This window comes from Bacillus sp. FJAT-26390 (assembly GCF_001682865.1).
Classification (GTDB): domain Bacteria; phylum Bacillota; class Bacilli; order Paenibacillales; family Paenibacillaceae; genus Pristimantibacillus.
In genome coordinates this window covers 711,339-731,952 of the sequence record NZ_MAQX01000011.1, presented here as the reverse complement: position 1 = coordinate 731,952, position 20,614 = coordinate 711,339, and the positions used below count along the sequence as shown (strand labels likewise).

Below are 20,614 nucleotides of genomic sequence, written 5' to 3'. Positions count from 1 at the left end.
AATTTGGAGAGTTAATCCAAGTCGATGGGGGTATTTTTAATGGCATTTCGGAAAAAGATCGTAGGAGCAGCGCTTGCTGCTGTATTGACACTCGGTGCGGCGGTTCCGGTATTCGCGCATGATGGGTGGTCACAGACAAGCGCGCCAATCGTAGCACAGGGGCAAGTATCTTATGTTGAACTGATGTACGGCAACCACTCCAACGAGCACAAAAGCTACCGTCTCGAAGGGCAGTGGAGCAGCGCCTCGAAAGTTTACGTTACTACGCCGGCAGGCGTGAAATCCGACATTACAGGCACACGTTTCTATACGGGCGAACCGGCAACAGAAACGACGCCAGCTCTAAACAATTATTCGGTAGCTTCCTTTAAATCGAATGTACCGGGCGCTTACATCATTTCGACAGAAGGAGACAGCGTGTTCAAGAGTGCAGAGGCTTCAAGCCGAACGCTGCGCAGCGCAAAATCATTTGTGGCGGTAGGCGATATTCCCGTGCTAGAGCGTGTCAAGGCACTGAAAGGCTTCTCTAAGCAGGTAAGCCCGGATCGCGCGGAGCTTGTCCCGGCTTTTAACCCAGCTGCTGTTACACCGGACGAGAAGGTATCGATTCAATTGTTCCTAAAAGGCGAGCCGCTTGCAGATACAGCCGTAGATATTATCCGCCGCAGCAATTCGGAAGCAACCCAGCTGAAGACCGATGCGACTGGCGTTGTTACGTTCACGACTGGCGCTGCTGATTATTATTTGGTTCGCGCCAAGCCAAGCACGAAGGAGTCCAAGGAAGGCGAATACAGCACAACTAACTATGAAGCGACCATGACATTTACGGTTCAAAATAAATCGGTAAAGCTTCCCGGTTCCGTTACGACAGCTAAGCCGCATATTTACGTAAACGGTAATGTGGTTGCCGTGAACAGCTTGACGATTGCGCAAGGTACAACTAAGGTAGATGCTTCTTTCATCAAACAATATGTTGACGCAGCTTACAAAGGCACCGGCTCTGTAACACTCCGCGCGGCAGCAGAGGCGGCTGGCGCAGCCGTTGAATATTTCCCGGCAGTCGGCGGCAATCAACCGGCAGTTGCGATCTACACGAAATAAGGCATTCTCATGAAAAAATTAATAAATCGTTTAGCTATACTTATTATGTTATGGGCATGCATGCCGAGCTTAGTCTCGGCGCATGCCTATATTGCGAAATCGACGCCTTATCAGGATGCGGAGCTGGCGGAGTCTCCTGCTGCGATTCGAATAACTTTTACAGAGAAGATTGATTTAAAGCTAAGCAACGTCACACTTGAGCGTGAAGACAGCGGCACCTCGATCGCTGGCAAGCTGAGCGGTGAAGATGACCTTACGCTTATTTATACGATTCCGAAGCTTGAGAAAGGCGTTTACCAAGTGAACTGGAAGGTGCTGTCGCTTGATTCCCATATGACCGACGGCTCCTTCCAATTCGCCGTAGGTACGAAGCTTGCGGATGCAGCGCCGGACGATACCGTATCCCTTGACGGCAATTCCTCCGGAAACACAGGAAGCGGGGCGAAACCAACCGCCAAACCAACCGCGAAACCAACTGCCAAACCAGCGGCTACGGCGAAGCCGGCTCAGACGAAGGCGCCTACCGAGCAGCCTAAAGCAGCCGTGACTCCGAAACCTATCGTCACTCCTTTGCCGGCCGTAAGCTCCTCGCCTAGCGAGACTGCGGCTCCAGAAAGCAAAGAGGACGTCGTATTAGGGACGGAGCAAGCATCCGGTGACGGCGTTCCCGGCAGCGCTGCTGATTCAGCCGGCGAGGTAGCAGGCTCAGACAGCGTTGATTCAGCAGCTGGCTTGCCTGCGGCCACGGATACGGGAAATACGCCGCATCAGCCTGCTTCGGGTGAAGCGGCAAGCAGTCATGCGAGTCATGGCGAGCATGCTGGCAGCAGCCACGCCGAGGAAGGCGAGCACGAGCATCCGGGCGGCCAGCAGCTTATGGTTATGCTGCGCGTGCTTGATATTTTGGCGGGCGTGATGCTGGCTGGCATTTTGTTTTTCCGATACGTGATTTGGAGAAGCGATGAGACTCAGGCTCCCTATGGCTTTTCTCTGCGAGCGGAGCGGTTAGTTATCGGAATAACGGCTGCAGTCTGGATGATTTCCGGCTTAACAAGGCTTTCCATGCTGTCGAATCAATTCGGCGGCGTTACGATAATTGAGCTGGTTAACGGAACGATGATTGGGAAGATGGCAGCGCTGCGGCCAGCGCTCGCATTGTTTGCGCTGCTGCTTGCATTCGCTCCTAGCCGAGAGCGGAAATGGGCGAATCCACTCAAATTTGGCGCAGCAGCTGGGTTGATTTTGACATTTCCTTTGACGGGCCACGCGTATGCGGCCATGAAGGACGCAGCCTTGGCGATCACTACCCATGCGGTTCATATGAGTGCCGCGGCGATATGGTTTGGCGGCCTCGCAGGTTTGTTTTCGCTCACCTTCAGCCGCAGCGCCATAGACCACTTAAACCAAGCGGCCGTGCGTTTCTCGCGATGGGCGCTGCCAAGCATGGTGCTCATTTTGATTAGCGGCATCTGGCTGTCGGCAGCAAGGCTTTCAGCATGGGAGCAACTGTATACGAGTGCATATGGCAGGCTGATTGTTGCTAAGTCCATCTTTATGCTGCTTGTGCTTGTTATTGCTGCGCTTCACAAGCTGGTGTTCATGCCCCGGATTGCGCAGTCGAAAGCGCCAAAAGCAACACGCGGCTTGCTGCTGGGCGTTCGAATAGAAGTGCTGCTCGCTGTTGCTTTGTTTGTGCTGGCAGGCTGGCTATCGTCGACTTCGCCGCCGGAGGCGGCTGCTGCGCAGAAGCTTTCCGAGCCGATTTATTGGCATGTGATGGGCGAGAAAGCGCATATGAGCATGCGTATTTCTGCTAACGAGAAGACGGGGGGGCAAGCTGCAAGACTTGATGTCTGGCTGCCTGAAGGACTAGGCGCGCCTGTATTGGCTAATGCTGACATAACGCTGGTTGCTGATGATTCCGCGGCTGACAGCAATCAAAATACGAATAAAGAATCGATTCCGCTCAAGCTGCAGCCAGCGGCGAACGAGCCGTTCGAATTTCCCGGCTTCACCAAATACACGTACCGGGCAACAGGCGAGTTCATAGACGATATGCAGCAAAGCTTAATAACGGTGGACGTTAAGGATGCAAAAGGAAATGACTTCCACTATGAACGGGTAATCGGCGGTGGCCAGCAAGTGCCTTAATCAACCTGATGTCCTAATCGAGATGCCGCATGCGGCTAGGCTTGACTTCAAACGAGCCATCTGCTAATCTCACCATCAGGGAAAAGGCAGGTGTTAGCATGATCATCGGCATCGGACATGATTTATCGGATATAACCCGCATCGTAAAAGTATTGGAGGGACCCTCGCGCAAGCGATTCTTATCACGCGTGCTGTCGGCAGGTGAACTCGCGCTTGCTGAGCAGTATTCGGGCGAGCGGCTCCACCAATTTACGGCGGGGCGATTCGCGGCGAAGGAAGCGGTCGTGAAAGCTTTTGGCTGCGGAATCGGAAAGGTTATGGGATTTACGGATATCGAAATATTGCGCGGAAGCTGCGGCAAGCCGGAGTGCAGCTTATCGGCTGCCGCTTGGGAGCGGCTTGACATGAGCCCGGAAGCTGTGCGGATCCATGTTACCATTACCCACGAGCGCAAGCTGGCTTCAGCTTTTGTTGTTGCGGAACGGATATAGCTGTAACCTTTTGCCTATACTTGGAATGTAATATACCAAGCTAGCGAGTCGAGAGGGGTTGGCGGGAATGAAGGAGCAACGGCAGCAGAAGAAGCGTCGGTTTAAAACAGGACAATGGGTCGAATATGACGGTTTGTACTCAGATGATTGGGGCGGGGATTTGATGCTGATCCAGGGCGATCTATTTCCGGCTCATCCCCAAATGGGTGAAACGCACTGGACGTACGCGGGCCAAGCTGCTCTTCATTTTATGAAATCTCCCAAAATAAACGGTCACCATATCGGTTATTAGCCAATATTGAAAAAAGGATGCCGGCGGCAATCAATTCCGCTTAGGCATCCTTTTTGTTGTTTACGATCATTTTTTGGCAGCGAGCCAATCGGATAATCCGGCAATTTCTTCGGCAGTCAGACGTTCTTTGAAGGCAGGCATTGTGTCGCCTCCTTGTTCAATTTGCTTCGTAATGTCCTCGGCGCTCATGCGTTCGCCAACCTTCTGCAAATTCGTTGCAGGACCTACTCTGCCCTGCAGCCCGGTGCCGTGGCAGCTAACGCAATTCGCCTTGTAAACGGCTACGACCTCATCCGGTCCATCCAAAGCTTTGTTTTTCTGTGAAGAGCTTCCGGACCCGCCGCCGCAGCCTGTCATAGCGAGCAGCAGTCCCGCGGAAGCAATAAAAATAATCACTTTTTTACTAGACATTCACAACTCTCCTTACATCTTTTCAAAAATATGGTTATTTCGGGTTTGTTTTGGGTTTTTTCATGAATCCCATATGAATTTGAATCGTTAGTTCGTATAATAGAATAGGTAGTTTTGTGTTCATATCAAATGGTAACGACTATTATTATATCGCAGTTTTACCTATAGGAGAATTTATGAAACCGACAATTGAGAGTATATTACAAAATCAATTGAATAAGATCCAAGCTGAGGTTATCATGACCGCTTATTCGGAGAACCTGCCGGGCTGGAAGGTGCAGAAAACGGAACCCGATTTTTATCGATTCTGCTATCCCGACAAGGGAAGGTCATGGCTGGAAATCGATGATGAGCGCTATATTCTTGAACCGGGGACCCTTTATTTTTTGCCTGCAGGTACGGTACAATCATTCGGTACGGAAGGCGACGAGCCGCACGGCTGCTATTGGTGCCATTTCCGTTTGGAGCTCGGCGATATTGAATTCATCAATTCCATCCATTTGCCGCCGTTCGTTTATGTGCGGGACAGGCAGATGATGAACGATCTTTTTGCCAAAATGTATACTTTTCAATATCACCCTACCATCACGAGAGAGCTGCGTTTAAAAGCGATTTTTCTTGAGATGTTCTCCTTTTATCTAGATGAAAGCCAAATTCAGACACAAACGCTCCAAGACCCTAGCTTTGAGGTAAAATGGAATGAGGTGCTCGCCTATATCGAAGCGAATTTGCACGTGAACATTCAAATCGAGGATCTTGCGAAGGTCGCCTTCCTTCATCCGAATTATTTCATTACCTCTTTTAAAAACTTTATGGGCTGCTCGCCGATTCAGTATGTGACAAATCGCCGGATCGAGCTTGCGAAGCAGCTGCTTATGGAAACGGACTTTCCCGTCGCAACCATCGCCAAGAAGGTTGGGATGCAAAATCATTATTTATCAAGACTGTTCAAAAGGTATATGGGCCTCACGCCCATTCATTATCGACGGATCGTCAAGCATAGCATTGGCAATCGCCTGGAAACCGCTGTCACATCTGAGGAGGACTACAGCTAGTGGAACAAGAAGCAATAAAACAATTTTTTAGTACGGAGCTGCTGACCTGGTACCGGCTCATTAAGCGCGATCTGCCTTGGCGGAAGAACCGCGACCCTTACCGGGTATGGGTTTCGGAAATTATGCTGCAGCAGACGAGAGTAGACACGGTCATTCCGTTTTACAACAACTTTATGGGCAAGTTTCCTACCGTCACAGCGCTTGCGGAAGCGCCGGAGGAAGAGGTGCTCAAAAGCTGGGAGGGACTAGGCTACTATTCGCGCGCGCGCAATTTGCAAGCAGGCGCCAAAGAGGTCGTTGCGCGCTACGGCGGCATTATGCCGGATGATAAAGCATCTGTCGCAGGACTAAAAGGCGTTGGTCCGTACACTAGCGGGGCGATCATGAGCATCGCGTTCAATCGCCCGGAGCCTGCGGTCGATGGCAACGTCATGCGCGTGCTCTCCCGTTATTTTTGTTTGGAGGACGATATTGCGAAGCCCTCTACGAGAGTCGGTATCGAGAAGCTGGCTACTTCGTTGATTCCTGAAGGAGCGGCGGGCGATTTTAACCAGGCGCTTATGGAGCTTGGAGCGCTCGTTTGTACGCCGAAATCGCCAAGCTGCCTGCCATGCCCTGTGATGGAGCATTGCGCAGCTAGGCTTGCAGGCAGGGAAACGGAGCTGCCGATCAAGACGAAGGCGAAGCCGCCGCGCCCAGAATTCAGGGCGGCAGTGATCGTTGCAGGCAGCGGCAAGAACAAGGGCAAAGTGCTTGTAAGGCAGCGTCCAGCCACGGGGCTGCTAGCCCAAATGTGGGAGCTGCCTCACCTGTTATTGGAGCCGGACAAAACGAAATGGCTCGATGAGTCCGCTCCGAAGGAGCAGGGTGAGCTTGCCGAGATGATCAGCCGCATGCTGGAGGAGGATACGGGGCTGCTTATCCGCCCGCGCAGCTGGTTTACGGATGCGGATCATATTTTTAGCCACATTCACTGGAAGATGCGTTTTTATTTAGCTGATTTGGGTGAAGAGGCCGACGCCTATAAGGAGCTGGCTGCAGCGAATAGCACGAATGTGGCGGGGGAGTTACCTCCCTTATACGAGACATTAACACCTGCTGATGCTAACAACGCGGCTCTTGAAGCCGTTTCCGATGGCACAGGGGATACGGGATCTGGCTCTTATCGATGGATTGGCAAGGAAGATATGGAAACTTTACCGTTTCCGAACTTATTTTTGCGAATTTTAAAGAAAATTTGGGAATAAATGAAAGTATAGACCGGAGGAGAAGCGAATGAACGGGATGCTTGAGCTGCTGCTAGAGCACAAAATTGTAGCCATTTTGCGGGGAATCGAAGATCGCCATGCCGATGCTGCGGCGCAGGCTTTAATAGACGGCGGCATTCATATGATGGAAATTACGATGAATACGGAGGGCGCTGCTGCCATGATCGAGCGGTGGCGCACGAAGTTTGGCGCTCAGGCGGCAGTCGGCGCAGGCACGGTAACGGATGTTGCGCTAGCTGAGCAAGCGGTTGCCGCTGGAGCCCAGTTTCTTATCTCGCCTAATTTGGATGAGGACGTTATCGCCTTCGGACGCGAGCGTGGACTATCCGTCTGGCCCGGGGTCATGACGCCGACAGAGATCGTGAAGGCGTGGAAGGCAGGAGCCGATGCGGTAAAAATTTTCCCGATGGGTACGCTTGGCATCGGATATTTGCAGGAAATTCGTGGTCCGCTGAATGAAATACCGATGATCGCAACCGGCGGAGTAGATCTACATAACATTGCCGATTATTTTAAAGCAGGAGCGAATGCCGTCGGAATGGGCAGCAAGCTCGTTAATTTGGATTGGGTTCGCGAGGGGAAATTCACGCAAGTAACGGAGCGGGCACGGCAATTTGTAGAAGCCGTGCGGGCTTTGTAAGCCAAAGGGGGAAATATGGTGGGAAATGCCTTATGGTTTTTGGCTAGCTTGTTAATTATCGTTGGATTGCTAGCTGCGCTTGTCTGGCAAATGGGGGCGCGCAGCCAGAGGCCGCGCAAGCTTTCGAATCCGGAAGCCCCTGCCGTGGACACGCAGTGGCAATCCTTGTCCTTCATGAGCGGCGGATCTAAGCTTGAGGGCTGGCTTCTCCATCCGGCGCCTGAGGCGAGTTCAAACCATGAACAAATTCCTCTTATCGTGATCGCGCACGGCTGGGGCTCCAATCGGAATAGAGTTTTGCGTTATGCCCGCCCGCTTTATGAAGCGGGCTTCGCTGTATTTATGTACGACGCGCGAAGCCACGGCAACAGCGATTCCATATCGGCGCCTTCCGCGCTTATGTTTCGCGACGATGTGCTGGCTGCGGTCAAGACCGCTAAGCAGCTTCCAGGCATCGACCCTGATCGGGTCGCGGTGCTCGGCCATTCGCTCGGCGGCTTCGGGGCGCTGCTTGCGCTTGATCACGGGATGCAGGTAAACGCGGTCGTAACCGACTCGATGCCCGTTCGTTTCGAAACGATGATGAAGTCAGAGCTGAAACGAAAAAAGTTGCCGCTTTTTCCGCTTGCCTATCTAATTCCGAAGATTTGGCTCATTCGTGCACGTATTTCGCGGGCGGAATTTAAGAAGGCAAGCATTCCGTTAGTACTTACGAAACATGCGGGCAGTCCGGAAGAAGGCAGGACGCCGGTTATGATGATTCATTCGAATGGCGATGATTTTATTAGCGCGGAAGATTTGCGAGAGCTCAAGGAACAGCTGCCCGACGGCATGATCAATACGCTGTTCGTATCTGCGAAGGGGCACAGCGCTTCGGAACAGGCGCCGGCATTTTGGGAGAGTGTCATCCCTTTTTTACAGAAGGCGGTCGTACATGCCTCGGCAAAAAAGGAAGCCTGCGGCACGGGGCTGCAGGCAACAAGAGAGAATATATAATAAAGGGGGGTCATGAATTCATTATATAAGCATAAGATGAAACCAAGATGAGAGAAATATTACAGTTTGATTACATAGCTTTAAAACGTAACGGCTGTATTAAAAAATAGGCTCGTGAACGATAGCCGCGGTATTTCGAGGCGACTTGCTTCACAAGCCGTTCAGGAGGTACGAATGCATAGAGTAGCTTCCAAGTTGTTGGTGGTAGTTATCGTCATAATAGCTGCGTTCTATCTTGACTTAAAGCTGGATCTGTTTCCTGCCGCAGCGGAGTCGGAGGAGGTCGCCGTAGTGGATGAGACGAATAAACTGGATCGGCTGGAGCTGGAAATCGCTAAACGCTTCCAAGCGCGGTCTGAGCATTTTTCGGTGGCATACACAGGGGACAAGCAGGAGCTATCAGGAAAGCTGACGGAGATAATTCGCGCAGCCCTTCGTCATGATGACTATTCAGCTTACATTCTAGAATCCTATATCTATACGATTCGTAGCTGGGGCAATAAATCGACGATTGCCCTCGAAGCAAGATACCGGGAGACGCCGGAACAGACAGCTGCCGTTGACCGCGCAGTCGCGAAGGCGCTTCAAGAGATCATTGAACCGGGCATGAACGACCATGAGAAAATAAAAGCGATTCACGATTGGATCGTGAGCCATGTTGAGTACGATCAATCTTTAAAGCATTATACGGCTTATGACGCGATAACGCTTGGGGAGACAGTCTGCCAAGGGTATTCGCTGCTTGGCTACAAGATGCTCAAGGAAGCGGGAATAACGGTATTAATTGCCGAGGGCACGGTGAATACGGGCGAGCATGCTTGGAATATGGTGCAGCTTGGCGGCGTTTGGTATCACCTCGATCTAACATGGGATGATCCGGTCAGTACGGCAACCGCCGGCAAGGACGCTGCAGCGAAAGCAGCCGAAGAGAATAAGAATACAATCCGTTACAATTATTATTTAAAGACGGACGCGGAGCTGCGCGCAGACCATCAATGGACGAAAACCTATCCCGCAGCAACCGTATCCTATGCGGATACGATTCGCGAGCTTGAGCAGCAGGGGCAGGCGACGGAGCGCAATCGATTCAGCAGGCTGAAGCTGGCGCTAGGCCTTCACTGGCTTGAGCCTGAATATACGGTATCAAGCTCGGAGCAGCTTAATCAGATCATTCAATCGGCGCTTGACTCGCGCACGGCAAGCTTAGCGTTTAGGTATGAGGATGGCGCACAATTCCCTGCTGCGCTTAAAGCGGCCTTCCAGGGCGCGAACGTGGCTGTTGGCTACCGGGCAAGCTATGAGCCGTATGCAGGCAATAACTCGCTTATCGTCCATATACAATTGGAGTACGCCCGTTAGCAGCGTTATCCGATCGAAGAAACCCGGGGTGCAGAGATGCGCCTCTTTTTTGTTGCTCGCGGGAGGAGGCAATAACGAAAAAAGGGATGCATCACTGCACCCCTTTTTGCGTATTGCACGTTCTTATTATTGCAAGCTTAGCCGTTCAAATAAAAGGTAATGTTTTATTGCTCGCTTTTGCGAGCCGCAGTCATTTGCTGCCACACAGAGCCGGCTGCTTCCTCGCCGCGCTCGATTCGCTCAAGCGCCATCTGGGCTTGGAGCTGTATTTCGAATTCGCTGTCCTTCGCAGCCTCACGAAGCGCCTCTATCGCCGACTCGTCGCCTGCCTCGTACAGAAAGCGTGCAGCGCGCCAGCGTACAAGCTTGTTCTTGTCGCGAAGCGATTCGATCATCGGCCCTACCGCAGCCGGATCGCCTAGATCGGATAACGTATCGCCGGCTGTCCGCCTGACGGATGTCGAGGAATCGCGCAGCGCAATGAACAAATAAGGCAGCGCTTCAGGGGACCGTAGATCGCCAAGATAAACGACCGCCAATCGGCGAATCGAGGTGTTCTCGTCTTTAATCGCCGCAGCAAGCAGCGGCAAACCCTCGACGGCGGATACATAACGCTCAAGAGCGGCATAGCGCACCTGCCAATCAGGGGAAGCGAACTGCTCCTGTGCTTCTTCAAAGGTAAGCGGAGCAGGCCTGACAACCGCAGCTGAAGCTTCTTCCGCACCGCCAGTATTTCCAAGCGCGATGGCAGCTTGTACGAGAGCTTCTAGCCGCTCTGGCGTATACGAGGCTTCCAGCTCGCGCACGATCTCAGCCGCGATTTCCTCGGGCTCCCCATAACGGACGCCAAATTCCTCCAGCTTGCGCTCGCGAATCATGCCAGAGCCGGCTGCAACGCCGACCGCCTCAGCGAACTGCGGAGGCAGTGCCGAGCGAACCTCGCTGTCCCCCATGCGTACGCGTACCTGCATCGGAATGCCGCGGTACATTTGAACGAGTACCTGCGCTTCGCCGTAGCTTGCCGAAGGACCGCTCTTGCCGCCATCTCCTTCAGCATCAGCCTTATCCTGTTCAAGGAGCTGTCCTGCTGCAGCCAGTATGGCTGCCCAATCCGCCCCAGGCTTCCGGTCTAGGGCTATAAAGTCTGCGGTTCGGAACAGGCTTTTTACGCCGTTGATTTGCAAAAGCTGCTGAAGCGGCTCAGGAGCATTGCTTGCTTCGCTAGCTTTGTAGGTAAGCCTGCGCCCGCGCGGAAGCATCTCATCGACATTCAGCTTCATGGAATTAGGACTTGGAGTTGGTTCTATTGAAATTAGTTTCATAAGGAAACCTCCTGGAAATGATTATGGGATTGATGTTTTTTTGCTGGCTTAGAGTAACAAATGCTGCGTCGAAAGCGTAGTCTTATGTGTAAAACCTATATAACGTAGTTTAACTGATTTCATGTTAGGATGCTAACGACGAGACGGTTAGATTGTGAATATTCGCTTATTGCCAGAAAGGGCTGACCCGCACAGATGAGCTTTTTACGTATAAATAACATATTTGCATTGGGAGCCGTCAACTTGGTATCTTATAAAAACAACAGATAATTGCGAGGGAGGGATGGACGGTTGAGGTTAAAACGATTTGCTAACATAGATCCTATCGAGCAGCATACGTCTTTGAAGCAATTCAAAAGATGGCGTCAGGAACGCATTCGCAGGCTGAGAATGAAGGATTATTCATTCACCGTTCCGAATGTTGAACCTGACATCGCATACTTGGAGGATAATAGAAAACGGCCTTCCATGACATGGGTAGGCCATTCGACTTTTTTCATTCAGCTTGGCGGATTAAACATCATTACGGACCCTGTATGGTCAACCCAGATGGCTTTTCAAAAAAGACTTTCGCCGCCGGGGATCAAAGTAGAAGACGTACCGCCAATTGATGTCGTACTTATTTCACACTCCCATTATGATCATTTAAATATAAATTCGCTGCGCAGGCTAATCGGCGCCAGACAAATGCTTGTGCCTGCCGGCCTTGGAGCTAAGCTGCGGAAAAAAGGCTTTATAAGAATCAAGGAGCTGCATTGGTGGGAGTCGGTTATGATCAACGGCGTGAAGTTCACCTTTGTGCCTTCGCAGCATTCGACCCGCCGGAATCCTTGGGATACGAATAGCTCGCACTGGGGAGGCTTTGTGATCGAGCGCCCTGCATCGCGGAGCGGCAAGACCGTTAGCCATGTTGGCGTCAAAACGGATAAACAGCCTGGCAGCTCGGATGAGGGCGAAGCTCGTGCCCAGATCGCAAGCGCGGCCGAGCCCGTGGCAGCTTGGGAGGATCCATACTTTGGGGAGCTAAACCAAGTGGATCGGCCTGTCGTCTCGGAGTCGCCGACCATCTATTTTGCTGGGGACAGCGGTTATTTCCAAGGCTTCAAGGAAATCGGCCGCCGCTTTCCAATTGATGTTGCGCTTCTGCCTATCGGCGCTTACGAACCGGAATGGTTCATGGGGCCGCAGCATATTACGCCGGAGCAGGCACTCCAAGCGTTTGAGGATTTGAAAGCCAAATGGTTCGTGCCGATGCATTATGGCGCCTTCAAGCTGGCTGACGACACGCCGCGCGAAGCGCTCGATCGACTGGAGAACGAACGCAGAAAACGCCGCATCGATGAAGAGCGTATTCTGATTATGCCGCATGGCGAGACGTGGCGCCTGTCCGGAAAATGACAAACGAGGACAAGAGTGCGCCAAATGCGGACAGTGACGGCGAAAAGCGAAAGCGGTATACTGAGCAAGTAACCGTATAGGAAATGATGAAGCAAGGTTTGCATTCGCAAACCTAAGCCTAATCTTACGAAGCAAGGTTTGCATTCGCAAACCTAAGCCTAATCTTACGAAGCAAGGTTTGCATTCGCAAACCTAATAGGAGGAGCAATACATGAGTCACGCAAACATACGTCTTGGTGTTATCGGCGCGGGTGCGATCGGAAGCATTCACATGGAGACGTTTAATAAAGTAGAGGGCATCGACGTCGTTGCTGTTACGGACGTATATCGGCCGCTTGCCGAGCAGCGCGCCGCGGAGCATGGCATTCAGCTTGTACATGCAAGCCCGCAATCGCTGCTTGAGGATCCGAGCATCGATGCGGTTGTTATCGGCGTACCGAACCAGTTCCATGCGGGGCTTGCCATTGAAGCGCTGAAGCAAGGCAAGCATGTTCTTCTAGAGAAGCCGATGGCTATCGATTCGGAAGCGGCTCGCGCCATCGTGGAGGAAGCGAAGAAATCAGGCAAAATACTAATGATGTCGCATCAAATGCGCTGGTCTGGACTTAGCCGTGCTTTGAAGCAGCGTATCGACAACGGCGATGTTGGTCCTATCTATAATGCGAAGGCAGGCTGGTTCCGCAAAAAAGGCATTCCCGGCTGGGGCTCATGGTTCACGCGCAAAGACCAAGCAGGCGGCGGCCCGCTTATCGATATCGGCGTTCATATGCTTGATCTGTCCCTTTATTTGATGGGCAATCCGAAGCCGATTTCAGTTTACGGCTCAACCTACGCGGAATTCGGACCAAAGCGCCAAGGTACCGGTACTTGGGGAACGCCGAATTGGGATGGGTATTATGATGTTGAGGATCTTGCTTCGGCACTAATCAAGCTCGATAACGGGGCAACCTTATCGCTTGAGGTGAGCTGGGCGGCGCATTCGGCTTTTCTGCCAGAGGACCCGTTTATTCATTTGATGGGAACGCAGGGCGGCGTAGCGATCATTGGAAATAACGGCAAATATGTTACGCATACGGACAATGAGGTTGTGGAGAGCGACATCACGCCGCTTGAGGGCGAAGATGACCGTATACTGATGAGCCGCCATTTCGTAGAATGCATCCGCGAAGGCAAGGAGCCGATTACGTCCGCGCTGTCGGGCTATACGAACAACCGCATTCTCGACGCCATTTACGAATCATCCCGCACAGGGAATGAAGTCAAGCTGAACTGGGATTAATGCTTGTAAAGCTTAAGCGAAACAGCGTTTAATAAATAGCAATGCCTCCTCTAATGAGATGACAGGATGTTGGTCATTTTGGGGAGGCTTTTTTTTGTCTACAGGAGGTCAATAGTTTGAAAAAAGGGATCGTATTGCTTTTGCTGGCAGCCTTGGCTGTTATGCAATATGTAAGAACCAGCTCGGAGGATCAGAATCCGTATCTTGTGACCGATTACAGCCGCCTCCACCCTGTAAAGGTGCAGCGCGTTATTCAAGGCAAAGCAGAAGAGCAGCTCGCCGAGCTTGTGCGGGAAGCGAAGGATAAAGGGATGAAAATATCGATTGCCGGGCAGCGCCATAGCCAGGGCGGCCACACTTACTACAAGGATGCCATCGTTGTCGATATGACTAGCTACAACAAGGTTATATCTGTAGATCCGAAGGCTAAGCGCATTGTCGCGCAAGCGGGGGCGACGTGGGAGGATGTGCAGAAGGCGATTAATCCGTATGGGCTGTCCGTAAGGACGATGCAGTCGCTCAATACTTTTACGATTGGCGGTTCGATCAGCATCAACGCTCATGGAAGGGACATACGCAGCGGCTCGCTTATCAAAAGCGTCCAGTCCTTCCGCCTCCTAACAGCAGACGGAAGCATTCGAAATGTCAGCCGTACAGAAAATGCCGAGCTGTTTCCGCTCGCGCTTGGCGGTTACGGGTTGTTTGGCATTATTTTGGAAGTGACGCTTGCGCTGACAGACGACGAAATATATCGAGAGTCAACGGTGCTGATGAAGCTGGAAGATTACCGTTCTTATTTTCAAAATACGGTTCTAAAGGATTCTGACATTCGGCTGCATATCGCTCGTATTTCAGTCGCGAAGGACAGCTACTTTACCGAGGCATTTGCCAAAAACTATACGATAGACCGCTCATTGCTGCTTGCAGACCATAGCAAGCTCAAGAGCAATGAGAAATGGGTTGCACCCGGCAAGCTGATGTTTCATTTGAACCGGTATACCGATTGGGGCAAAAACCTACAGTGGAATTTGCAAAAATATTTTTTCGTAGAGCAGTCAGACAAGATCATAAGCCGGAACAATGCGATGAGGGCAGCCTCGGCATTTATGGAAAATAACGAGCCGACAGAGAATGACCTGCTGCAGGAATATTTTATACCCGTTAATCAATTTGATGGTTTTGTAACACGTTTGGGCGCGATTGTGAAGCAAGAGGATATGAATTTGCTAAATATAACGATTCGTTATGTGAATAAGGACGAGGAGGCGATCCTCTCTTATGCCAAGCAGGACATGCTGGCACTTGTATGCTTGTTCCATGCGCCTTTGTCGAAGGAAGGGCAGCAGCGGATGAAGCAAGGCGTGGAGCGGATTATCGAAGAGGTCATTACGTATGAAGGCTCTTATTATTTGCCTTATATCGCTTATCCAACAATAGGCCAGTTTAGAGCCGTATATCCGAAGCAAGAGCTGTTTTTCTCGAAAAAAAAGCAGTACGATCCTGACGACGTTTTTATGAACTTTTTTTATGAGCAATATGGACCATTAGGAGGCGGCATATGAATTTGAAGTGGCTCATACGCGCGCAGAGCATGATGACTTTAGCGGCAGGCATGATCTATCCTTATTATTTGCTGTTTCTCAAAAATTTGGGTAACAGCTTCTCCAAGTATGGCTTAGCCTTTGCTGTATTTACGATTAGCTCGGCAGCCGTATCGCAGTGGCTTGCGCCCAGGCTCGATAAGCATGCCGCAGCGATACTCGTTCTAAGCTCAGTCGGCATGATGGGGGCGATGCTCGCTTTTCCATGGACGGTATCCTACGGCTGGGTGCTTGTTTTACAGCTTGTCATGGGGATATGCAACGCGATGCAAAAGATGAGCGAGCGCCTGCTGCTCGCCGACTATACGGAAGCGGGAGCCAGAGGGCCGGCAATCGGATCGTTTCATTTTTGGACATCGGTCGCATCAGGCTTTGCCGTCATTGTTGGAGGTTATTTAATAGACTGGCTGACGATCAATATTTTGTTTTATTTGAGCGCCTTTCTGTACGGATTAAGCGCTTGGACGATTTGGCGGATGAGCGGAAAGGTTGACGGCAAGGCAAAAGAAGGTTCGGTTTCCGCGCATACTGTGGTATAATAGTTCGATATAAAGCGATTTTGTAGTGAAGGACGGGATTAAACGAATGATTAGTACAAGTGGCATAACGCTCCGTTATGGGAAGCGGGCGCTTTTTGAAGATGTAAGCATCAAGTTCACGCCAGGCAACTGTTACGGTTTGATTGGCGCTAACGGCGCAGGCAAATCGACTTTTCTAAAAATACTATCAGGCGAAGTGGAGCAATCGCACGGGGAAGTTCATATAACGCCGGGCGAGCGGCTAGCCGTTCTGAAGCAGAACCATTACGAATACGACGAGTCCGTCGTACTTGAGACGGTAATGATGGGTCACAAACGTCTTTACGAAGTGATGAAGGAGAAGGACGCTCTTTATGCAAAAGCGGACTTCACGGATGAAGACGGCATGCGCGCAGGCGAGCTTGAAGCTGAATTTGCTGATATGAACGGCTGGGAAGCAGAGTCGGAAGCGGCAGAAATGCTGAATGGCCTAGGCATCACGCCTGAGCTGCACGATAAGAAAATGGCTGACCTAAGCGGTAACGAGAAGGTTCGCGTATTGCTGGCACAAGCGTTGTTCGGCGCGCCGAACATTCTATTGCTCGATGAGCCTACCAACCACTTGGACATTGAGTCCATTCGTTGGCTCGAAGATTTCCTTGCCGATTACAAAGGCACTGTTGTCGTTGTCAGCCATGACAGGCATTTCCTGAATACGGTTTGTACGCACATTGCGGATATTGACTTCGGCAAAATCCAAATGTACGTCGGCAACTACGACTTCTGGTACGAATCCAGCCAGCTTGCTTTGCAGCTGATGCGCGGTGAGAACAAGAAGAAGGAAGACAAGATTAAAGAGCTTCAAGCGTTTATCCAGCGCTTCAGCGCGAACAAATCGAAGGCGAAGCAAGCGACATCCAGGCAGAAATTGCTTGAGAAAATCTCGCTTGACGATATTCGCCCATCGAACCGCAAGTATCCGTTTATCCTCTTCAAAGGGGAGCGTGAAGCGGGCAAGCAGCTATTGCTTGTTGACAGCTTGACGAAAACGATCGACGGCGAGAAAATTATCGACAACCTGACCATTGCGCTTAACAAAGGCGACAAGGTTGCTTTTGTTGGACCAAACAGCTTGCCGAAGACTTTGCTATTCCAGTTGCTTGTCGGCGAGGTTGAAGCGGATTCGGGCAGCTATTCATGGGGCGTAACGACTACGCAGGCTTATTTCCCGAAAGACAACTCTCCTTATTTCGATGGGGTAGACTTGAACCTGGTGGAATGGCTTCGCCAATATTCGAAGGACCCGGATGAGACGTTCATTCGCGGCTTCCTTGGCCGTATGCTATTCTCCGGCGACGATGCGATGAAGAAAGCAAGCGTATTGTCCGGGGGCGAGAAGGTTCGCTGCATGCTCTCCAAGATGATGCTTGAGGGCGCCAACGTATTTATTCTCGATGAGCCAACGAATCACTTGGATCTTGAATCGATTACGGCGCTTAACAACGGCCTTACGGACACGGATTGTACCGTTCTGTTTACATCGCATGACCATCAGTTCGTTCAAACGATTGCTAACCGAATCGTTGAAATTACGCCAAACGGCGTTATCGACCGAATGATGACTTATGACGAGTACCTTGAGAGTGCTGAGGTTAAAGCACTCCGCGAGCGTATGTACGCCGTATAAATCTTATAATAGAGCGCCAGCCTGCATAGGAGACTTTGCAGGCTGGCGCTTTTTTTGATGCTGCAAGTAGCAGAGGGAAGTAGACAAGCATATGAAATTTAAGGTTGCACAATAAGCGAAAAGGGATTATACTACGTTTGAAAAGGTTTTCAGAAAAGCTTTTCAGTAAGCCCTTTCATAAAGGGTCGGAAGATAATCGATTTAAAATAATTTGATCTGGAGCAAGCTAGTATACATTATGACAAACGATCTCGCTCATCAAGAAAGGCGTGCAATGATGAAATCGACCATACGCGATGTCGCAAAATACGCAAACGTATCCATTAGCACGGTATCCCGGGTTATGAACGCGCCGGAAACCGTAGTGGAAGAAAAGCGTGTGAAGGTGCTGGAAGCAATTGAAGTATTGCAATACCAACCGAATGGATTCGCTAGGGGGCTGATCTACAAAAAATCAGATACGCTTGGCGTTATGATTCCGGATATCGAAAACCCCTATTATGCCGGCTTGATCCGGGGCATGCAGGACGCAGCCGTTATGCTGAACCACAGCCTAATGATCTGCAATACGGATCGCGACAAGCAGCGGACGATTTCTTACGTGCAAAGCTTTTTTGAAAAGCAGGTTGATGGCATCGTCTTTACGAGCGATTCGCTGCACGAAGAGTATTACGAGGAAATGCAGCGTTACCGCCTGCCCTTCGTATTGGCATCAACCAATGCTCCCGAATACGATATTCCTTCTGTCGACATCGATGATGAGCAAGCCGCATATGAAGCGGTTAAGCATCTGGTAGAAGCAGGCCACCGCAAGATTGGAATGATCGGTTTTCCGTTAGGGTATACGATCTCTGGGGAGCCGCGTTATGCGGGCTTCAAGAAGGCATTGCGGGAGTTTGGGCTTACGGAATATGAGAATAACATCACGTTTGCCGAGCATCGGTTCGAGCATGCTTATGATGCAGCGGAGCTGCTGCTAACGCGCTGCCCTGATGTGACGGCCATTTTTGCAGCGTCGGATGAATTCGCGATGGGCGCGATTTCGTTTTTGCGTGACCATGGCAAATCGGTTCCCGAGCATATGTCCGTAGTTGGCTTTGACAATATTCGCATGGCTCAAATGTTTATACCGAAGCTTACAACGATAGATCAACCGACTTATGATATCGGCTATCGTTCGGTACAGAAGCTGCATGAGCTGATTACGACAGGAGAAGTAGCCGTGCTTAGAGAGAAGCTGCCTCACCATTTGATCGTGCGCGAATCGACCAAACCTATTCCGCAGTAACGTCAAATGAGCAGCAAATAATTTTTGCGAAACGGGCTTTTGCCGCTAAAAAGGGCTTTAGGCGTTTACGCTGTCGAATCTTGAAAAGCTTTTCAACCCAATGTAAGCGTTATCTAATGGACGACATTCGATTTCAATCTAACCTGGGCATAAAAAGAGGCTATGTTGGCACTTTAAGGAGGTGATGACTCAGCTCGTCTTCTATTTTTAAAATAGCGTTTCAAAAGGGACATGTACGTGTAACTTAGTTACTGAATTACTTAAACATGAAAGGATGAGGTCTATGTATACGAGAAAAACAAAAAACGCATTGACTGTCTTTATTCTAATGCTTGTGCTGGCAATGGCAATTACGGCTTGCGGAGGAAAAAATACAAATAACACGACGAACAAGCCGACGGAGAAGCCAAGCGATACAACTGAGGGCGGAACGAATGCTGGAGCAGGCGACAGCGCGCTGGCGCAGGCGTTGAAGGGTGATTTCAAAGGGAAAAAGGTTACGATGTTTGGTCCATTTACGGACGCGGATGAAGTGAAGTTTAACGAGAGCATTAAAGCGTTCGAGGAGAAATCCGGCATCGATATCGCTTATGAAGGCTCAAAGGAATTCGAAGCGACGATCTCTGTTCGCGTGAACGGCGGAAATGCACCTGACATTGCGGATTTCCCGCAGCCGGGCTTGCTCAAAGGGTTCGTGGGCTCCGGTAAGGTTGTCGACGTGAAATCGTTCCTGAGCGATGAATATTTGAAAAAGCAATACAACCAAAGCTGGCTCGACATGGCAACGATGAAGGGTGCCAGCGGTGACGTAATGTCAGGCGTTTGGGCACGCAGCAGCGTGAAAAGCTTAGTCTGGTACAACAAAAAAGCTTTTGCGGAAGCTGGATATACCGTTCCGAAAACATGGACAGAGCTTATGGCTCTGACTGACCAGATCGCGAAGGACGGCGACCCTGCTTGGAGCATTGGCATCGAGAGCGGTACGGCGACTGGCTGGCCGGCTACAGACTGGATGGAGGATATTATGCTCCGTACGACGACGCCGGAAAATTACGATAAATGGGTATCTGGCGAGCTTCCTTTCACAGATCCGGTTGTCAAAAAAGCGGCTGAAAAAATGGCGGAGATTTGGTTCAACGAGGATTATGTATACGGTGGAAAAAAATCGATCGCGACAACATCGTTTGGCGATGCGGTTAAGCCGCTGTTCGACAACCCGCCAAAAGCATGGCTTCACCGTCAAGCGGGCTTTATTACAAGCTTCTTCCCAGAAGGGCTGACTGCTGACGATTACGATTGGTTCCCAATGCCAGCAATTGATGAGCAATATGGCCAACCGGCTCTAATCTCAGGCGATATTTACGCGATGTTTAACGATCGCCCAGAGGTTCGCGCTGTAATGGAATATTTCACAACGGGTGAATCGCTCAAAGCTTGGATTCAAACGGGCGGCGTAACTGCGCCGATGAATGATGCTGATCCATCTTGGTACCCTAATGATCAAGAGCGCAGAATGGCTGAATTCGTGAAAACAGCGGATACGATTCGTTTTGACGGCTCCGATTTGATGCCTGGCGCAGTTGGCGCAGGCACATTCTGGAAAGGGATGACGGACTGGGTAAGCGGTACGGTCGACCTGGATACGGCGCTTAAAGAAATTCAATCAGGCTGGAAAAAATAATTGGCTGCTTGAGGATTCGGGGGCTTCTCGCCGGAAGGCGAAAGCCCCTCCATAATCCCAGGAGTGAATTGCAGCT

General features: G+C 50.8%; 18 protein-coding genes. 16 read left to right on the top strand and 2 right to left on the bottom strand.

From position 1 onward, the window contains the following. The first annotated feature begins 39 nt into the window (after positions 1 to 39). The 4 genes from A7975_RS14970 to A7975_RS14955 all read left to right on the top strand — a co-directional run bounded on the left by A7975_RS14970 (position 40) and on the right by A7975_RS14955 (position 4,035). Positions 40 to 1,101: a DUF4198 domain-containing protein gene (locus A7975_RS14970; protein WP_065385600.1), complete on the top strand. Its 1,062-nt coding sequence runs from the start codon at positions 40 to 42 to the stop codon at positions 1,099 to 1,101. A 9-nt stretch (positions 1,102 to 1,110) separates the two neighbouring features. Beyond that, positions 1,111 to 3,252 carry a copper resistance protein CopC gene (locus A7975_RS14965; protein ID WP_065385599.1) on the top strand — a complete coding sequence of 714 codons (2,142 nt, stop codon included), beginning with the start codon at positions 1,111 to 1,113 and terminating at the stop codon, positions 3,250 to 3,252. 98 nt (positions 3,253 to 3,350) lie between these two features. After that, positions 3,351 to 3,743, top strand: a complete 393-nt coding sequence (gene acpS, locus A7975_RS14960; RefSeq protein ID WP_053372255.1) for a holo-ACP synthase — start codon at positions 3,351 to 3,353, stop codon at positions 3,741 to 3,743. 67 nt (positions 3,744 to 3,810) lie between these two features. Then, a complete protein-coding gene (locus A7975_RS14955; protein WP_053372254.1) occupies positions 3,811 to 4,035 on the top strand; it encodes a hypothetical protein in 225 nt (74 codons plus the stop codon). 66 nt (positions 4,036 to 4,101) lie between these two features. Here the strand turns inward: A7975_RS14955 and A7975_RS14950 are convergent, their stop codons facing one another. Then, on the bottom strand, positions 4,102 to 4,446 hold the full coding sequence (locus A7975_RS14950) for a c-type cytochrome (protein WP_053372253.1): 345 nt from the start codon (positions 4,444 to 4,446) through the stop codon (positions 4,102 to 4,104). 176 nt (positions 4,447 to 4,622) lie between these two features. Between A7975_RS14950 and A7975_RS14945 the strand changes: the two genes are divergently transcribed. From A7975_RS14945 to A7975_RS14925, 5 genes are all read left to right on the top strand, one after another. Beyond that, positions 4,623 to 5,501 (top strand): helix-turn-helix transcriptional regulator, encoded by an 879-nt coding sequence (locus A7975_RS14945; RefSeq protein WP_053372252.1) that lies wholly within the window; start codon positions 4,623 to 4,625, stop codon positions 5,499 to 5,501. Then, complete coding sequence (gene mutY / locus A7975_RS14940) at positions 5,501 to 6,748, top strand: A/G-specific adenine glycosylase (protein WP_065385598.1); 1,248 nt, start codon at positions 5,501 to 5,503, stop codon at positions 6,746 to 6,748. Before A7975_RS14945 ends, mutY begins: the two co-directional genes overlap by 1 nt. 28 nt (positions 6,749 to 6,776) lie before the next feature. Next, on the top strand, positions 6,777 to 7,409 hold the full coding sequence (locus A7975_RS14935; protein ID WP_065385597.1) for a bifunctional 4-hydroxy-2-oxoglutarate aldolase/2-dehydro-3-deoxy-phosphogluconate aldolase: 633 nt from the start codon (positions 6,777 to 6,779) through the stop codon (positions 7,407 to 7,409). Between the two features lie 15 nt (positions 7,410 to 7,424). Further along, entirely contained in the window at positions 7,425 to 8,405 is a 981-nt protein-coding gene (locus A7975_RS14930; RefSeq protein ID WP_082198203.1) for an alpha/beta hydrolase, read from the top strand. 174 nt (positions 8,406 to 8,579) lie between these two features. Next, positions 8,580 to 9,764, top strand: a complete 1,185-nt coding sequence (locus A7975_RS14925; protein ID WP_065385595.1) for a transglutaminase domain-containing protein — start codon at positions 8,580 to 8,582, stop codon at positions 9,762 to 9,764. Positions 9,765 to 9,928: 164 nt separating this feature from the next. On the opposite strand, the gene A7975_RS14920 is transcribed toward A7975_RS14925, so the two are convergent. Next, the gene (locus A7975_RS14920) at positions 9,929 to 11,086 is read right to left on the bottom strand and encodes a virulence factor (protein WP_065385594.1); all 1,158 of its coding nucleotides are present in this window, start codon (positions 11,084 to 11,086) and stop codon (positions 9,929 to 9,931) included. A gap of 291 nt (positions 11,087 to 11,377) precedes the next feature. Here A7975_RS14920 and A7975_RS14915 point away from each other — a divergent pair, with 291 nt between their 5' ends. The 7 genes from A7975_RS14915 to A7975_RS14885 all read left to right on the top strand — a co-directional run bounded on the left by A7975_RS14915 (position 11,378) and on the right by A7975_RS14885 (position 20,538). Beyond that, the gene (locus A7975_RS14915) at positions 11,378 to 12,484 is read left to right on the top strand and encodes an MBL fold metallo-hydrolase (RefSeq protein WP_053372246.1); all 1,107 of its coding nucleotides are present in this window, start codon (positions 11,378 to 11,380) and stop codon (positions 12,482 to 12,484) included. A gap of 211 nt (positions 12,485 to 12,695) precedes the next feature. Then, positions 12,696 to 13,763, top strand: a complete 1,068-nt coding sequence (locus tag A7975_RS14910) for a Gfo/Idh/MocA family protein (protein ID WP_065385593.1) — start codon at positions 12,696 to 12,698, stop codon at positions 13,761 to 13,763. Between the two features lie 116 nt (positions 13,764 to 13,879). Continuing rightward, positions 13,880 to 15,325, top strand: a complete 1,446-nt coding sequence (locus A7975_RS14905; protein WP_065385592.1) for an FAD-binding oxidoreductase — start codon at positions 13,880 to 13,882, stop codon at positions 15,323 to 15,325. Further along, the gene (locus A7975_RS14900; RefSeq protein ID WP_065385591.1) at positions 15,322 to 15,903 is read left to right on the top strand and encodes an MFS transporter; all 582 of its coding nucleotides are present in this window, start codon (positions 15,322 to 15,324) and stop codon (positions 15,901 to 15,903) included. Before A7975_RS14905 ends, A7975_RS14900 begins: the two co-directional genes overlap by 4 nt. Before the next feature lie 46 nt (positions 15,904 to 15,949). Beyond that, positions 15,950 to 17,569, top strand: coding sequence for an ABC-F family ATP-binding cassette domain-containing protein (locus A7975_RS14895; RefSeq protein ID WP_053372242.1), 1,620 nt, complete (start codon positions 15,950 to 15,952; stop codon positions 17,567 to 17,569). A 274-nt stretch (positions 17,570 to 17,843) separates the two neighbouring features. Further along, positions 17,844 to 18,857 carry a LacI family DNA-binding transcriptional regulator gene (locus A7975_RS14890; protein ID WP_331459218.1) on the top strand — a complete coding sequence of 338 codons (1,014 nt, stop codon included), beginning with the start codon at positions 17,844 to 17,846 and terminating at the stop codon, positions 18,855 to 18,857. A gap of 283 nt (positions 18,858 to 19,140) precedes the next feature. Further along, the gene (locus A7975_RS14885; RefSeq protein ID WP_065385590.1) at positions 19,141 to 20,538 is read left to right on the top strand and encodes an ABC transporter substrate-binding protein; all 1,398 of its coding nucleotides are present in this window, start codon (positions 19,141 to 19,143) and stop codon (positions 20,536 to 20,538) included. The last annotated feature ends 76 nt before the right edge of the window (positions 20,539 to 20,614 follow it).

Bases quoted from the DNA above. Each gene is read 5' to 3' on its own strand.
- A7975_RS14970 (WP_065385600.1), top strand. From the start codon at position 40: ATGGCATTTCGGAAAAAGATCGTAGGAGCAGCGCTTGCTGCTGTATTG.
- A7975_RS14965 (WP_065385599.1), top strand. From the start codon at position 1,111: ATGAAAAAATTAATAAATCGTTTAGCTATACTTATTATGTTATGGGCA.
- acpS (WP_053372255.1), top strand. From the start codon at position 3,351: ATGATCATCGGCATCGGACATGATTTATCGGATATAACCCGCATCGTA.
- A7975_RS14955 (WP_053372254.1), top strand. From the start codon at position 3,811: ATGAAGGAGCAACGGCAGCAGAAGAAGCGTCGGTTTAAAACAGGACAA.
- A7975_RS14950 (WP_053372253.1), bottom strand. From the start codon at position 4,446: ATGTCTAGTAAAAAAGTGATTATTTTTATTGCTTCCGCGGGACTGCTG.
- A7975_RS14945 (WP_053372252.1), top strand. From the start codon at position 4,623: ATGAAACCGACAATTGAGAGTATATTACAAAATCAATTGAATAAGATC.
- A7975_RS14935 (WP_065385597.1), top strand. From the start codon at position 6,777: ATGAACGGGATGCTTGAGCTGCTGCTAGAGCACAAAATTGTAGCCATT.
- A7975_RS14930 (WP_082198203.1), top strand. From the start codon at position 7,425: ATGGTGGGAAATGCCTTATGGTTTTTGGCTAGCTTGTTAATTATCGTT.
- A7975_RS14925 (WP_065385595.1), top strand. From the start codon at position 8,580: ATGCATAGAGTAGCTTCCAAGTTGTTGGTGGTAGTTATCGTCATAATA.
- A7975_RS14920 (WP_065385594.1), bottom strand. From the start codon at position 11,086: ATGAAACTAATTTCAATAGAACCAACTCCAAGTCCTAATTCCATGAAG.
- A7975_RS14910 (WP_065385593.1), top strand. From the start codon at position 12,696: ATGAGTCACGCAAACATACGTCTTGGTGTTATCGGCGCGGGTGCGATC.
- A7975_RS14900 (WP_065385591.1), top strand. From the start codon at position 15,322: ATGAATTTGAAGTGGCTCATACGCGCGCAGAGCATGATGACTTTAGCG.
- A7975_RS14895 (WP_053372242.1), top strand. From the start codon at position 15,950: ATGATTAGTACAAGTGGCATAACGCTCCGTTATGGGAAGCGGGCGCTT.
- A7975_RS14890 (WP_331459218.1), top strand. From the start codon at position 17,844: ATGATGAAATCGACCATACGCGATGTCGCAAAATACGCAAACGTATCC.
- A7975_RS14885 (WP_065385590.1), top strand. From the start codon at position 19,141: ATGTATACGAGAAAAACAAAAAACGCATTGACTGTCTTTATTCTAATG.